The sequence below is a fragment of the Brevibacterium linens genome, assembly GCF_003999335.1.
Taxonomy (GTDB): Bacteria; Actinomycetota; Actinomycetes; order Actinomycetales; family Brevibacteriaceae; genus Brevibacterium; species Brevibacterium linens.
This window is the reverse complement of the sequence record NZ_CP026734.1, coordinates 3,210,084-3,224,084: the sequence shown is the minus strand read 5'-3', so window position 1 is coordinate 3,224,084 and position 14,001 is coordinate 3,210,084. Positions and strand designations below refer to the sequence as shown.

General features: G+C 66.0%; 13 protein-coding genes. 6 read left to right on the top strand and 7 right to left on the bottom strand.

From position 1 onward, the window contains the following. Positions 1 to 236 precede the first annotated feature (236 nt). The 4 genes from CXR29_RS14580 to CXR29_RS14565 all read left to right on the top strand — a co-directional run bounded on the left by CXR29_RS14580 (position 237) and on the right by CXR29_RS14565 (position 3,289). Positions 237 to 719: a CarD family transcriptional regulator gene (locus tag CXR29_RS14580; protein WP_025779034.1), complete on the top strand. Its 483-nt coding sequence runs from the start codon at positions 237 to 239 to the stop codon at positions 717 to 719. Beyond that, positions 713 to 1,576 (top strand): 2-C-methyl-D-erythritol 4-phosphate cytidylyltransferase, encoded by an 864-nt coding sequence (locus CXR29_RS14575; protein ID WP_206516286.1) that lies wholly within the window; start codon positions 713 to 715, stop codon positions 1,574 to 1,576. The genes CXR29_RS14580 and CXR29_RS14575 overlap by 7 nt, the downstream gene beginning before the upstream one ends. Continuing rightward, entirely contained in the window at positions 1,573 to 2,058 is a 486-nt protein-coding gene (gene ispF, locus CXR29_RS14570; RefSeq protein WP_127364924.1) for a 2-C-methyl-D-erythritol 2,4-cyclodiphosphate synthase, read from the top strand. The genes CXR29_RS14575 and ispF overlap by 4 nt, the downstream gene beginning before the upstream one ends. Before the next feature lie 100 nt (positions 2,059 to 2,158). Continuing rightward, positions 2,159 to 3,289, top strand: a complete 1,131-nt coding sequence (locus CXR29_RS14565; protein WP_127364923.1) for a hypothetical protein — start codon at positions 2,159 to 2,161, stop codon at positions 3,287 to 3,289. Positions 3,290 to 3,409: 120 nt separating this feature from the next. Here CXR29_RS14565 and CXR29_RS14560 read toward each other — a convergent pair whose 3' ends face one another. From CXR29_RS14560 to CXR29_RS14540, 5 genes are all read right to left on the bottom strand, one after another. Next, positions 3,410 to 4,828 (bottom strand): amino acid permease, encoded by a 1,419-nt coding sequence (locus CXR29_RS14560; RefSeq protein WP_241241474.1) that lies wholly within the window; start codon positions 4,826 to 4,828, stop codon positions 3,410 to 3,412. Between the two features lie 130 nt (positions 4,829 to 4,958). Continuing rightward, positions 4,959 to 5,630 carry an MBL fold metallo-hydrolase gene (locus tag CXR29_RS14555; RefSeq protein ID WP_127364922.1) on the bottom strand — a complete coding sequence of 224 codons (672 nt, stop codon included), beginning with the start codon at positions 5,628 to 5,630 and terminating at the stop codon, positions 4,959 to 4,961. Then, on the bottom strand, positions 5,630 to 6,721 hold the full coding sequence (locus CXR29_RS14550) for an S-(hydroxymethyl)mycothiol dehydrogenase (RefSeq protein ID WP_127364921.1): 1,092 nt from the start codon (positions 6,719 to 6,721) through the stop codon (positions 5,630 to 5,632). The genes CXR29_RS14555 and CXR29_RS14550 overlap by 1 nt, the downstream gene beginning before the upstream one ends. 309 nt (positions 6,722 to 7,030) lie before the next feature. After that, the gene (locus CXR29_RS14545; protein WP_081770452.1) at positions 7,031 to 7,144 is read right to left on the bottom strand and encodes a methionine/alanine import family NSS transporter small subunit; all 114 of its coding nucleotides are present in this window, start codon (positions 7,142 to 7,144) and stop codon (positions 7,031 to 7,033) included. A 1-nt stretch (position 7,145) separates the two neighbouring features. Beyond that, positions 7,146 to 8,705 carry a sodium-dependent transporter gene (locus tag CXR29_RS14540; protein WP_127364920.1) on the bottom strand — a complete coding sequence of 520 codons (1,560 nt, stop codon included), beginning with the start codon at positions 8,703 to 8,705 and terminating at the stop codon, positions 7,146 to 7,148. A gap of 249 nt (positions 8,706 to 8,954) precedes the next feature. Between CXR29_RS14540 and cysS the strand changes: the two genes are divergently transcribed. Together cysS and rlmB are read left to right on the top strand one after the other, a co-directional pair. Continuing rightward, positions 8,955 to 10,406 (top strand): cysteine--tRNA ligase, encoded by a 1,452-nt coding sequence (gene cysS, locus CXR29_RS14535; RefSeq protein WP_127364919.1) that lies wholly within the window; start codon positions 8,955 to 8,957, stop codon positions 10,404 to 10,406. 61 nt (positions 10,407 to 10,467) lie between these two features. Further along, a complete protein-coding gene (gene rlmB / locus CXR29_RS14530; protein ID WP_127364918.1) occupies positions 10,468 to 11,406 on the top strand; it encodes a 23S rRNA (guanosine(2251)-2'-O)-methyltransferase RlmB in 939 nt (312 codons plus the stop codon). Between the two features lie 72 nt (positions 11,407 to 11,478). Here the strand turns inward: rlmB and CXR29_RS14525 are convergent, their stop codons facing one another. Together CXR29_RS14525 and CXR29_RS14520 are read right to left on the bottom strand one after the other, a co-directional pair. Further along, positions 11,479 to 12,978: an amino acid permease gene (locus tag CXR29_RS14525; protein WP_127364917.1), complete on the bottom strand. Its 1,500-nt coding sequence runs from the start codon at positions 12,976 to 12,978 to the stop codon at positions 11,479 to 11,481. A gap of 100 nt (positions 12,979 to 13,078) precedes the next feature. Further along, complete coding sequence (locus CXR29_RS14520; protein ID WP_241241473.1) at positions 13,079 to 13,942, bottom strand: SDR family NAD(P)-dependent oxidoreductase; 864 nt, start codon at positions 13,940 to 13,942, stop codon at positions 13,079 to 13,081. Positions 13,943 to 14,001: the final 59 nt, after the last annotated feature.

The following is a 14,001-nucleotide window of genomic DNA, read 5'->3' as shown; positions in this document are numbered from 1 at the left end:
TGAAGATTCGGTGAAGAGCGAGCGAAGTCTCTCCCGCATCGCAGTCGGTCGAGGTCCTCATTCGAGCATGAAGGCACTGCGTCCTCTCCCGATGTTCTCGCTGACAGAGGCGGCAATGGGCTCGATCGCAGTGCGAGTCAGGGGCGGAGCCTAGCATGAAGAATCGCTGCCCTGAACGATTTCTGTGGCGAGCCTCATGGTAAACTGGGATTCCGCGAAAGGGGTTTGAAGAGAATATGAGTTTCCAGGTCGGCGACACTGTTGTCTATCCACATCACGGTGCAGCGACAATCCAAGAAATCAAGAAACGTGCCATCAAAGGTGAGGAGAAGCTGTATCTCAAGCTCCAGGTCGCCCATGGCGATCTCGTGATCGAGGTCCCCGCAGAGAACTGCGATCTGGTCGGTGTGCGAGACGTCGTCGGTGAAGAAGGCGTTGAGAAGGTCTTCAACGTCCTGCGTGCCGAATTCGTCGAAGAACCCGCTAACTGGTCCCGCCGGTACAAGGCCAATGTTGAGAAGCTGCAGTCCGGTGACGTCATCAAGGTTGCCGAGGTCGTCCGCGATCTGTGGCGTCGCGAGCAGGACCGCGGCCTGTCGACCGGTGAGAAGCGCATGCTCTCGAAGGCCCGTCAGATCCTCGTCTCTGAACTCGCACTGGCCGAGAAGAAGGAAGAGTCCGAGGCGGAAGCTCTGCTGGACGAAGTGCTCGCATCCTGAGCACCTGTGTCATCATCCCGGCCGCAGGGTCGGGATCGCGTCTGGGCCGCAGTGAGCCGAAGGCCTTCGTCCATGTGAATGGACGGACAGTTCTGGCTCGCAGCCTTGAGACGGTCATCTCCTCGGGAGTCGCCTCCACAATCGTGGTGGTCGCTCCCGAGGATTTTCTTATGCGCGCACGTGAAGAAATCGCCGAAGTGGCTGCAGGGCAGAAATGCGAAATTTCAATTACAGCCGTAGCAGGAGGAGAGGATCGCATTTCCTCGGTGCAAACAGCCTTGAAACGTGAGCGTGTCGCGGAATACGTTCTCGTCCATGATGCTGCGAGGTGCCTGACCCCACCCGATGTGTTCACTCGAGTGGTTGCCGCACTGCACTCCGGCGCCGAGGCGGTCGTCCCGGTCCTGCCGATGATCGATACCGTGCGGCGAGTCGTTTCGCACGAGACCGACGGCGCGGATCCGAGCGGAGGTACAGGCTCGGACGCGAATGGCGTACCCGAAGGGATTGCGAGGGCTGTGAGCGATGGCGCGCGTGAAGTGGTGCGAGGAGACCTCGATCGGGCCGAGCTGCGACGAGTCCAGACGCCTCAAGGATTTCGCGCCGAGGTGCTCCGGCGGGCCTATGCCACGATTGCAGCCGACTGGGCCGGCCCGTCGGGTCGAGCGCTTCCGACGGACGATGCGGGGCTGGTGGAACGCCTCGGTGGCGACATCGTCGCCGTCGACGGTGACGACGAGGCGCTGAAGATCACCTATCCGCTCGACCTCGTCCTTGCGGAACAGCTCGCCCGAATGCGTGACGGAGCTGCAGTCCCTGGAGCAGATACGTTGGATTCGGCGAAGGAGCCACGATGAATCAGATCATTCCCCGTATCGGCACCGGTGTCGACGTGCACGCCTTCTCGGCCGATCCCGCACGCGGGCTGTGGATTGCGGGACTGCTGTGGCCGGGCGAGACCGGACTCGTAGGACACTCGGACTCCGACGTGGCCGCCCACGCGTGCTGCGACGCCTTGTTCTCCGCCGCGGGGCTCGGCGACCTCGGTGAGCACTTCGGCGTCGACCGCCCGGAATTCGCCGGTGCCTCGGGTTCGGCGCTGCTCGCCGAGGCGGCCCGCATCGTCCACGTGTCAGGCTTCGAGATCGGAAACATCTCCGTTCAAGTGATCGGCAACGGGCCGAAGATCGGCACGCGTCGTGCAGAAGCCCAGCAGGCACTGTCGGCGGCAGCAGGCGCACCGGTATCGGTATCGGGCACCACTTCTGACGGTCTCGGGCTGACCGGCCGCGGTGAAGGAGTCGCGGCCATCGCCACCGCGCTGATCCACCCTCGCTGATCTGCCCGACCCGAACCATTCGACCCGAACCATTCGAACCGGGCCACGAGAACCGAGTCACGAGAACCGCGCCACGAAAGCTGAATGAGGAGAGCCAGCAGTGAGAGTCCTCTTCCAGGGAGCCGGCGCCATCGGCCTCGCCGGAGCCGCGCTCTTCACCGACGCTCACGAGGTCGCCGTTGTCTCCCGCTCGCCCGGCGCCGACGGACGGGCGGCCTTTCCGCGACGTGTGAGCATCGCCGATCCGACCGATTTCGGCCAGGCGGGCTCCCGACACAGCAGCTGTGCGGGAGGACGCGTGCGAGCCGATGGCAGACGAGCGAGTTCGAGCGATGGCTGGTCGGTGACCCGTGTGGCCGCGACTCGGCGGGTGACGATCACAGCCTGGACTGCTGCTGCCGCTGATGGAATCTGGGACCTCATCGTCCTCACGACTCGCCCGGGTGATCTCGACGCTGAGGTGGTCTCGGCGATTCGGGAGATCTCACCCGCGTTCATTGCGACGACGAGCCAGGTCGAAGGAGACCTCGAACGAGCACAGGCCGTTTTCCCCGGTGCCCAAGCCGTCATTGTCGGACCCGCGTTCCTGTCCGAACGACTGGACCCGGGTGCGCCGGCTGACGGTGTGCGCACAGCCGGCAACCGGGTCGGGGAGGCCGACAGGGGTCTGCGCACAGCCGGCAGTCGGGCCGGGGAGATCGACAGGGGCGTGCGCACAGCCAACGGGCGCGACGGAGAGCTCGGCAGAAGAGTCGAACCCGGGCACGAAGTGAGGTTCTGGGCACCGGCCGGCGCACCGCGTTTCCTCGTCGCGGGGCCGAGGGGCGCGGTGCGTTCGCTTGTTCGCGGGCTGGGCCGACTCGTTCTGCCGGTGCCGATGGAGGCCGTGCTGCTGCCGCCGACGGTGTTCATTCCCTTCGTCGCCGAACTCAGCGTCCGCGACGGCGACTGGGCCGCACTGAAATCCCATCTCGACCGGCCCGCTGGTGCCGCGGCCGAGGCCGTGCGAAGCCGCCTCGGGGTGCCGGTTGCCGTGTTCGGCAGCGCCGCACACGTTGTGCTCGCAGCCTTGGAGAGGATCGTGCCGATCGACGTGACGAGCTATGCGGGCCGACACTTCAACCGGCACGTGGGCCAGACGAGGGACATGCTCGTCGGCTGGGCGGGATCGGCCGATTCGGCTCACGCCCTGCGGGAGCTCATCGCCGCATTGGACCCACTCGACGATTGAGGCTTGACGAGTTCAGATGCCTGGATCGGACGAAGGCTGCGACTGAACACCGGCCGCGGGGGACTGCCGCGGTCCGGGCACGGAGGCCGGCAGCCGCCTCGGCGGAGGTGATGGGCGGTCTCAGACCTTCGCGTCCGGGTGGCGCTTCGTAACGACGAGGCCGACGAGGTAGAGCGCGACGACGAAGATGAGCGTGCCGACGATCTGGAAGCGCACGGATTCGACGGTCAGGCCGAGCCCGATGATCACGGCGATGCCGGCCAAGGTGACATACGACAGCCACGGGAAGCCCCACATGCGCAGGGGCAGGGACCGGCCGGCCGCCTCGGCGCGACGACGCAGGACGATCTGCGAGACGAGCGTCACGACCCAGGTGACGATGAGCGTCGAGCCGACGATGTTGAGCAGGACCCCGAGGACCTCGGCCGCCCAGAAGTAGTTGAGTGCGACGGCGACGAAACCGAACGCCGAGGTGGCCAGCACCGCAGGCACGGGCACGCCGCGGCGATTGGTGCGGCCGAGCCCGCGGGGAAGCATGGACCGCTGTGACATCGAGAACGACATCCGGGACGCTCCGTAGATGTTCGCGTTCATCGACGACAGCAGCGCGATGACGATGACCGCGGCCAGCAGCGAGGCGATGAACGGCAGTCCTGCAGACTCGAGGACGGCCACGAACGGGGACTCGGCCAAACGGTCGTCCGTCCACGGCAGGACGAGGACGATGATCGCCACGGAACCGATGTAGAGGAACAGGATGCGCCACACGATCGTCTTGATCGCCTGCGAGACGCTGCGTTCGGGGTTCGCGGTCTCGGCCGCGGCGACAGCGACGATCTCGATGCCGCCGAAGGCGAAGGCGACGACGAGCAGACCGGCGGCGATGCCGGAGATGCCGGTGGGCATGAACCCGTCGGCGAAGATCTGCGCGGGCGGCTCGGCCGGGGTCCACCCGAACAGGTATGCGGCGCCGAGGACGACGAAGAGGACGACGAAGGCGACCTTGATGAGCGAGAACCAGAACTCGAACTCACCGAAGCTGCCGGACGTGGTGAGGTTGATCGCCGTGAAGATGAGCATGATCGCCAAGGCGATGACCCACTGGGGGACGGCCGGAATATAGGAGGCCGCGATCTGCGCGGCGGCGGTGGCCTCGGCGGCGACGACCAGGCACAGCTGCACCCACCACAGTGCACCGACGGCGAAGGCCGCGGCCGGACCCATGGCCTTGCCCGCATAGTGCGAGAACGCACCCGGATTCGGGTCGGCGGCGACGAGTTCGCCCAGCGCCCGCATGACGAAGATGACGATGAGGCCCGCAACGATGTAGGAGATGAGCACGGCAGGGCCGGCAGCCTGCACGCCGGCGCCGGAGCCGACGAAGAGACCTGCGCCGATCGCCGAGCCGAGGCTCATCATCACCAGGTGGCGGGGTTTCATCCCCACCTTGAGGCCGTTGGACGTGGCGGCGATGTCGCTGGTGGACGGCACCGAGGCGGACGCGGACTCGGCGGGCTGCGAAGACTGTGATTCTGGCACCCGAGAAGTCTATCCGTCGGGGCCGGAGAGCGCAGACGCGGGTCGCGGACCCGTAGGGGTCGCGACCCGCGTCTGCGAGGTGTATTGCGCGCACAGCTGCGACTCAGCGCTTGGGCTGTGGCGCGCCAGATCAGTGGCCGCGCTTGATCCAATCCTCGAGGGCCGGGCTCTCGGCGCCGATCGACGTCGAATCACCGTGCCCGGTGAGCACGACGGTCGCCTCGGGCAGGCGGAAGAGCACGTCGCGGATCGATTCGATGATCGTCTCGAAGCTCGAATGCGAACGCCCCGTGGCCCCGGGGCCGCCGTTGAACAGAGTGTCCCCGGAGAACAGCACCGGACCGACGGCCCGACCGGCACCCGCCGAGGCCGGAGCCGGCAGACCGGTCTCGACGAAGAAGCACGTCGAACCGGGGGAGTGGCCTGGGGTGTGCAGAGCCTTGAGTTTGATTCCGCCGACGGTCCAGGTGTCGCCGTGGGCGATCTGTCCGTCGGGACGGTAGTTCTCATAGGTCATATCCCACAGCACATAGTCATCGGGATTGAGGTACACAGTGGGGTTGCCCACCCGCTGTGCGAAGTCGCGGACGACTCCCACGTGGTCGTCGTGACCGTGCGTGAGCAGAACGGCCCTGACGTCTCTGGATCCGACCGCCTCGGCGATCGCATCGACATCATGGGCCGGGTCGATGACGATGACCTCGGAATCATCACCGATGATCCACACATTGTTGTCGACGTTGTGCGTCTCCCCATCCAGGGAGAACGTACCCGACGTGACGAGATGCTCAATAGCTGTCATTACAGTTCCACCACCGATCGCAGGACTTCTCCCTTGCCCATCTTCTCGAATGCGGATTCGACATCGCCGATGCCGATGCGTTCGGACACGAACTTCTCGAGCGGGAAACGTCCCTGCTGGTAGAGGTCGACGAGCATCGGGAAGTCGCGGTCGGGCAGGCAGTCGCCGTACCACGAGGACTTGAGCTTGCCGCCGCGGCCGAACACATCGAGCAGCGGAACGGTGAGCTCCATCTCCGGGGTCGGCACGCCGACGAGCACGACGGTGCCGGCGAGGTCGCGGCCGTAGAAGGCCTGCCGCCAGGTGGCGGGGAGCCCGACGGCGTCGATGACGACATCGGCGCCGAAGCCTCCGGTGCGCTCCTGGATCGCGGCGACGACCTCGTCCTCGCTCATGCCCTTCGTATCCACGGTGTCGGTGGCGCCGAGTTCCTTCGCCCACTCGAGCTTCTTCTCATCGATGTCGAGGGCGATGATCGTGTTCGCCCCGGCCAGAGCCGAACCGGCGATCGCCGCGCAGCCGACACCGCCGGCGCCGATGATGGCCACGGACTTGCCGCGGGTGACCTCACCGGTGTTGATGGCGGCGCCGATTCCGGCCATCATTCCGCAGCCGAGCAGACCCACGACAGCCGGGTCCGCCTCGGGGACCTTCGTGCACTGTCCGGCGGCGACGAGCGTCTTCTCGGCGAACGAGCCGATGCCCAGTGCGGCCTCGAGCTCGGTGCCGTCGGGCAGGGTCATCTTCTGCGAAGCATTGTGGGTGTCGAAGCAGTACCAGGGCTCTCCGCGCTTGCAGGCACGGCAGTCGCCGCAGACGGCGCGCCAGTTGAGGATGACGAAATCGCCGACCGCGACCTCGGTGACCCCATCGCCGACTTCGGAGACGACCCCGGCGGACTCGTGGCCGAGCAGGAACGGGTAGTCGTCGCTGATTCCGCCTTCACGGTAGTGGAAGTCCGTGTGGCAGACGCCGCACGACTTCACATCGACGACGACCTCGCCCGGACCCGGATCCGGAATGACGATGTCGGTGAGTTCGACTGGGGCTCCCTTGCTGCGGGAGATGACGCCCTTGACTGTCTGTGGCATTGCGTCTCCTAAATGTCTTCGGCAGCGGGTGTCCGCGGATACGGAACCCGAAGTGGAACTGTTGCACCCCGGCAGGGGTGCTCACACCCCCCCCCCACCCTAACCAGGCCGGACGTCCGCGACCAGTGGGTGATTCAGGAGTGAGACGATGCGTTCGACCTGGGTGGGATGAGGGTGGATAGGCGAAGGCGGCCCGATGCTTGGATTGCATCGGACCGCCTCGGCGGGGGTGAGCCGATCCACGTCGCCGAGGCGGCGCTGCGGATCCGACTCAGCCGGTCGTGAACGGGGTGGGGTTCACCCGGACCGTCAGTCGGCGACGTCCTCGTCGGGATGCTTGCGCAGGTGCAGCATTGCGGCTCCCAGGCCGCCCCAGACGGTGACCATGGCGATGACCATCATGACGATTGCTGAAGTGCCCATGTCAGACTCCCTTGGTCTCGTTGCGGAGGTTCTCTTCGGCTACGGAGTCGGCGATCGCCTCGTTCATGTCGTCGATCGTCTTCTTCGGCCATCTGACCAGTGTGAGGACGATGGAGGCGACGACGAGCAGAGCGATCATGCCCCAGCCGTAGGTGCCGATGATGACGGCCGGGTAGTCCTCGTAGCCGTCGGTGGCGTAGGTGATGATCTGTGTGACGAGCATGTAGGCGAGCACCACACCGGTGATCGAGATGAGGATCATCCAGGTCCACCCGAGCTTGAAGCTCGAGACTGCGTTGAGGTGACGCTTGAACACCGGCAGCTTGCCCAGCAGCCATGCGACGACGACGATCGCGAGGACGGCCGAGCCGACGATGCCGATGTTGTTCGCCCAGGCATCCATGGTGTCGAGTGCGTAGAGTCCGGTCACCGTGGGCATGAGCACCAGCGAGACGATCGCCATCGCTCCGCCGACGGTCGCCGTCGAGGTCTTGTTGCTGAGACGGAACTTGTCCCGCAGAGCCTGGATCGGGACCTGCACGATCGAGATCAGAGAGGTCAGACCGGCGAAGACGAGGCAGGCGAAGAAGACGAATCCGAAGATCGCTCCGCCGGGCATCTGGGAGATCAGCGTCGGGAAGCCGACGAAGGCCAGGCCGATGCCCGACGATGCCACCTCGGAGACCTCGACGCCCTGCGCAGAGGCCATGAACCCGAGGGCCGCGAAGATTCCGATGCCGGCGAGGATCTCGAACGCCGAGTTCGAGAAGCCGACGACGAGACCGGAGCCGGTGAGGTTCGTCTTCTTCTTCAGGTAGGAGGCATAGGTGATCATGATGCCGAAGGCGATGGACAGAGAGAAGAAGATCTGACCGTACGCCGCGATCCACACCTTGTGATCTGTCAGTGCCGAGAAGTCGGGGGTGAACAGCGCATTCAGTCCCTCCGCGGCGCCGGGCAGGAACAGCGACCGGACGACGAGGGCGAGGAAGAGGACGATGAGCAGCGGGATGAAGATCTTCGAGAACCGTGCGATGCCGTTCTGCACACCGAGCAGGAGGATGCCGAGGACGATGGCCCACACGATGATGAGCGGGATGAGCACGCCGGGGACGAATTCGAAGGAGATGCCGGGGTCTGCGAGCTTGAGGTACTCGCCGAAGAGGAAGCCCTCCGCGTCATCGCCCCAGGCCTCGCTCAGCGAGAAGAACATATAGGAGCCGGCCCAGCCGATGATGGCGGCGTAGTAGATGCCGATGATGATCGCGATTCCGGTGGCGAACCAACCGATGGGCTCGGCGGCTCGGTGGGTCATCCGGTAGGCCAGCGGAGCCGATCCGCGAGACCGGTGGCCCATCGCGTAGTAGAAGAACAGCAGCGGGATGCCTGCTGTCAGCAGAGCGACGAGGTAGGGGATGAGGAAGGCGCCGCCGCCGTTCTCGTAGGTGACATACGGGAAGCGCCAGATGTTGCCGAGGCCGACCGCCGAACCGATGGCCGCGAAGATGAACGCGCCGCGGGAGACGAAGACCTCCCTCCGGGGTGATGACGTGGGTGACATGATGTCCTTTCTTGACTGGCCGCGGATCATCGCGACCGAGTGTGGCCACCGAAGTTTCGTCTGTGAGACCGGTGGTCCGATGTGAAGTCCGTGATGTGAGAACGAGTCTCTTGCTGCGGCTTCAATGCTTGGCTCCAGTTTACTGTGAAAACGCTGGGCAACGTGCCCGTCGTCACGTGATGCGCATAACAGTCGTGTGTCGAATAATGGCAAACCGGGAAATCTGCCATGCCCGGTAGACTTGGGGGCGTGACTATCTCGCTCTACAACACCGCCAGCCGCACGACCGAAGAACTGCGTCCCGTCAACGACGGTCAGGTCGGTATCTACGTCTGTGGTGCCACGGTGCAGGGCGAACCGCATATCGGCCACCTGCGCTCGGCGTCGGTGTTCGACACTCTGCGCCGCTGGCTGCTCTACAGCGGCTACCGGGTGACCATGATCCGCAACGTCACCGACATCGACGACAAGATCCTGTCGAAGTCCGTCGAGGAGGGGCGGGAATGGTTCGCTCACGCGTATAAGTACGAACGCGCCTTCACCGCCGCCTACGATGCGCTCGATGTGCTGCCACCGAGCAGCGAACCCCGCGCGACGGGGCACATCACCGAGATGATCGAACTCATCTCCCGCCTCATCGAGGCCGGTCATGCCTACCCCGCGCTCGACGGCAGCGCCGATGTCTACTTCGACGCCGCCTCGTGGAGCGAATACGGGGCACTGACGAACCAGAAGCTCGAGGACATGGAACTGTCCGAAGGGGCCGAGCTGCGCGGGAAGAAGGACGCCAGGGACTTCGCGCTGTGGAAGTCGCACAAGGACTCCGAGCCGATCACCGCCTCGTGGCCGTCGCCGTGGGGACGGGGCCGCCCGGGCTGGCACATCGAGTGCTCGGCCATGTCGACGAAGTACCTGGGGTCGAACTTCGACATCCACGGCGGCGGACTCGACCTGCGGTTCCCGCACCACGAGAACGAGCTCGCCCAGTCCCGAGCGGCCGGCGACCAGTTCGCGAACATCTGGATGCACTCCGGCCTGCTCAATGTGGGCGGGGACAAGATGTCGAAGTCTCTGGGCAACTCTGTCTTCGCCTCCGACCTGTTCGACACGTTCAGCCCGCTGGCCGTGCGCTACTTCCTCACCGGCGCCAGCTACCGGTCGATCCTCGACTTCTCGGACGAGGCGATGGAACGCTCGGCGGCCTCGCTCGAGCGGCTTCAGAACTTCCTCCAGCGCGCCCGCCAGGCACTCGGGGCGGACGCGCCGGCGCTGCCGGACGTCAGCGACTCCTACGCTTCACGCAGCGTCGACGTACCTGCCGAATTCGCCGCCGCCCTCGACGACGACCTCGGTGTGCCGCGGGCGCTGTCGGTCGTCTTCGCCTCCGTGAGCGAGGGAGCGAAGCTCCTCGACTCCGGCAGCGACCGAGCGGAGCTGACGCGAATCGTCGCCGAGGTGGAGCTCATGCTCGACATCCTCGGAGTCAATCCCAGCGCCGCTGTCTGGGCCGGATCGGCGAGCGATGCCAAGGCGGAGTCCGCGCTCGACTCCCTCGTGGCCACCATGGCCGCACGGCGGGCCGAGGCGAAAGCGGAGAAGGACTTCGCCACCGCCGACGCGCTGCGTGACGAGCTGGCCGCGGCCGGCGTCATCATCGAGGACACGGCCGACGGGTACCGCTACCACCTCGGCGAGGGCTGAGGTCGACGAATTTAGGTCACGGGCATGAGCTCGCGACCCCAACGCATCCGATAGGAAATACATGGCTTCCAATCCCCGCTCCGGCGGATCGAAGAAGGGCCCGACCAAGGGGTCGGGCGGCAAGAACAGGCGCGGCCTGCGCGGCAAGGGGCCGACGCCCAAGGCCGAGGACCGCGTCTATCACAAGGCGCACAAGGCCGCGCAGCAGCGCAAGAGTTCGAACGCCTCGGCGCAGGCGAAGCGGAAGAAGAAGGAGCTCGGACCGAATATGGTCGCCGGACGCAATTCGGTCCTCGAGGCTCTGCGCGAAGGTGTTCCGGCCACCGCGATGTACGTCTCCGGTCGCATCGACTCCGACGATCGGGTGCGCGAATCCATCACTCTGGCGACGCAGCGCGGAATCTCGATGCTCGAAGCGAGCAAGGCCGACCTCGACCGGCTCACCGACGACGCGATCCACCAGGGGATCGCCCTGCAGGTTCCGCCGTACGACTATGCCGACCCCGCCGACCTGCTCGAATTCGCGGCCGAACGAGCCGAGACTCCGCTGCTCGTGGCCCTCGACGGGATCACGGATCCGCGCAACCTCGGTGCCATCGTCCGGTCGACGGCGGCCTTCGGTGGTCACGGTGTGATCATCCCGGAGCGTCGCGCCGCCTCGATGACGGCCGCGGCGTGGAAGACTTCCGCCGGTGCCGCTTCACGCATCCGCGTGGCACAGGTGGTCAACCTGGCCAGGGCGATCGATGAGCTGAAAAAGCAGAATGTCTTCGTCGTCGGCCTCGACATGGACGGTGACGTCGAGCTGCCCGAACTGACCTTCACCCGCGACCCGCTGTGCATCGTCGTCGGCTCCGAAGGCAAGGGTCTGTCGCGGCTCATCTCGGAGAAGTGCGACCAGATCGTGTCGATCCCGATCGCTGCGACCACCGAGTCGCTCAACGCCGGCATCGCCGCAGCGGTCTCCCTCTACGAGGTGGCACGAGCCCGCCGCCCCTGAAAACCCCCAATTACTACCTGACGGCGGCCCAGCAACCTCGCGCGAGGTTGCTGGGCCGCCGTCAGGTAGCAATCAGAGGGTGGCGCGGTACGTTGCCTCGTCCATGGCCCCGACCGTCGAGTGGCGGCGGCTGTAGGTGAGATAGACGATGGCGCCGACGGCCATCCACACACCGAAGACGATCCACGTCCGCCCGCCGAGGTTGACCATGAGGAACGCACACGCCACGGCTCCCAGCGCGGGGACGACCGGCCCGAACGGAACCTTGAACGAACGGTCGAGGTCAGGGCGCTTGAAACGCAGGTAGATGACGGCGATATTGACCAGGCAGAACGCGAACAGGGTGCCGATGCTCGTGGCATCGGCGAGTTCGCCGAGCGGAATGAGCGCCGCCGTGACGGCCACGAGGCCGCCGACGATGAGAGTGCCGATCAGGGGAGTGCCGGTGCGCTGGGAGACGACACCGAAGATCTTCGGCACCATGCCGTCCCGTGCCATCGTCAGCAGGATCCGCGACTGACCGTAGAGCACGGTGATGACGACGGAGAAGATCGCGAGCACCGCGGCCACGGCGAAGGCCAGCACCGCGATATTCGACCCGGTGATCTCCTCGACGATCTGCACCAGCGGAGCGTGAGCGCCGTCGAACCACTGCCACTGCCGTGCCCCGATCGCTGTGACGGCGACGAGGACGTACATCGAGGTGACGATGAGCATGGAGAAGATGATCGCCCGCGGCAGGTCCCGGCGCGGATTCTTCGCTTCCTCACCGGCTGTGGACGCAGCATCGAAGCCGATGTACGAGAAGAACACGCTGGAGGCGGCCGCGGTGACACCGGCGGCGCCCATCGGCAGCATCGGCGCGAAGTTGCCGGCCTTGAACGCGGTGAACGCGACGACGGAGAAGAAAACGAGGATGCCGATCTTGACGAACACGAGGACGGTGTTGACGACACCGGATTCGCGGGCGCCGCGCATGAGCAGCACGGTCGCCAGGGCCACGACGACAAGCGCCGAGACGTTGATGATCCCCTCCGGATTCTCGGCCAGGCCCGGTCCCGTGGTCAGGGACGCCGGCAGCTCGAGGCCGAATACGCGCAGGGTCTCGTTGACGTAGTCGGCGGCGCCAACGGCGACCGCGGCGATCGAGACCGCGTATTCGAGGACGAGGCACCAGCCGCAGACCCAGGCGACGCCCTCACCCAGAGTGGCATAGGAATACGAGTAGCTCGACCCGGACACCGGCACCATTCCCGCCATCTCGGCGTAGCTGACCGCCGACAGCAGCGCCGTGATTCCGGCGAGGACGAAGGCGAGCCAGACGGCCGGGCCGGCCACAGGCACTGCCTCGCCGAGGATGACGAGGATTCCCGTGCCCAGGGTGGCCCCGACGCTGATCATCGTCAGCTGGAAGACGCCGAAGGTCCGCCGCAGCCCACCCTGCTGTGCGGACTGCGCATCGGTGTGGGCCTCGGCGGTCATGGCGCTGATCGACTTGCGTCGCCCCAGCTGCCGCAGCACTCCGGTGGGAGTGTGCGTCGGCGGGGTGGGCGGTGTGTGCGAAACGGTCATATGAATATTCTTGCATGGCTATGAATATTGTCTCGCCGGGCTCCCCGTGATCACGGGCGAAACCGTCCCGCGGCGTCGTCGATCTCACACGGCAGAGGTCTCACACGTCGGGGGTGAATCGTCCGTCCTGGGCCATCCAGCCGCCGTCGACGAGCTGCGAGTGGCCGGTGACATAGCTCGATGCGTCCGAGGCGAGGAAGAGGACGGGCCCGGCGATCTCGTGCAGGCGACCCCACCGGCCCAGAGCGGTCTTGTCCGCGTACGCGTCCCACCACTTCCCGTCGGCCTTGATCTGCTGGGTCAGGGGCGTGTCGAAGGGCCCGGGCAGGATCGCATTGACGCGCACGCCCTTGCCTCCGAGCTCACTGGCCATCGTCTTCGTCAGCTGCACCACCCCGGCCTTGGCCGCCGCGTACAGTCCCTGCCCGGGTTCGATGGCCAGTGCCCGGAACGAGGCGTAGGTGACGATCGAGCCGCGACCGCGCTCGCCCATCTCACGGCCGAACCCGCGCATCAGCCGGTAGGTGCCCTTGAGATTGATGTCGATGACCCGGTCGAACTCGTCATCGGAGGTGTCCGTCAGTCGTTTGCGCACATTCGCCCCGGGGGTGATGACGAGAACCTCGGCATCGGCCCATGCGTCCACGAGCGCGTCGACGGACGCCGTGTCCGTGATGTCCACGGCCACCGCCGAGGCGGACCTGGCCCCGGATCCGCCATCCGCGGCACCGTGCGCAGCCGATCTCGTGCGACGGGCGGCGATGAGTTCGGCTGTCTCCTCGGCGCCGGCGAGGTTGAGATCGGCGACGACGACGTGCGCCCCCGCATCGGCCAGCCCGATCGCGCTGGCCTGCCCCAGTCCGGAGCCGGCCCCGACGACGACGGCCGTGCGGCCGCTCACGTCGAACAGGGACGGGATCGACGGGTTGTTCTCGTTCGTGGGCATCGGCTCGTTCGTCGACATCGGGAATCCTTCCGGGCGGGGTTCGGTTCCGGAGCGACACCGGTGTCGCTCCGTGGACT

Excerpts from the sequence above, each read along its gene's own strand:
- CXR29_RS14580 (WP_025779034.1), top strand. The coding sequence starts at position 237 with ATGAGTTTCCAGGTCGGCGACACTGTTGTCTATCCACATCACGGTGCA.
- ispF (WP_127364924.1), top strand. The coding sequence starts at position 1,573 with ATGAATCAGATCATTCCCCGTATCGGCACCGGTGTCGACGTGCACGCC.
- CXR29_RS14555 (WP_127364922.1), bottom strand. The coding sequence starts at position 5,630 with ATGACAGCTATTGAGCATCTCGTCACGTCGGGTACGTTCTCCCTGGAT.
- CXR29_RS14550 (WP_127364921.1), bottom strand. The coding sequence starts at position 6,721 with ATGCCACAGACAGTCAAGGGCGTCATCTCCCGCAGCAAGGGAGCCCCA.
- CXR29_RS14545 (WP_081770452.1), bottom strand. The coding sequence starts at position 7,144 with ATGGGCACTTCAGCAATCGTCATGATGGTCATCGCCATGGTCACCGTC.
- CXR29_RS14540 (WP_127364920.1), bottom strand. The coding sequence starts at position 8,705 with ATGTCACCCACGTCATCACCCCGGAGGGAGGTCTTCGTCTCCCGCGGC.
- rlmB (WP_127364918.1), top strand. The coding sequence starts at position 10,468 with ATGGCTTCCAATCCCCGCTCCGGCGGATCGAAGAAGGGCCCGACCAAG.
- CXR29_RS14525 (WP_127364917.1), bottom strand. The coding sequence starts at position 12,978 with ATGACCGTTTCGCACACACCGCCCACCCCGCCGACGCACACTCCCACC.
- CXR29_RS14520 (WP_241241473.1), bottom strand. The coding sequence starts at position 13,942 with ATGTCGACGAACGAGCCGATGCCCACGAACGAGAACAACCCGTCGATC.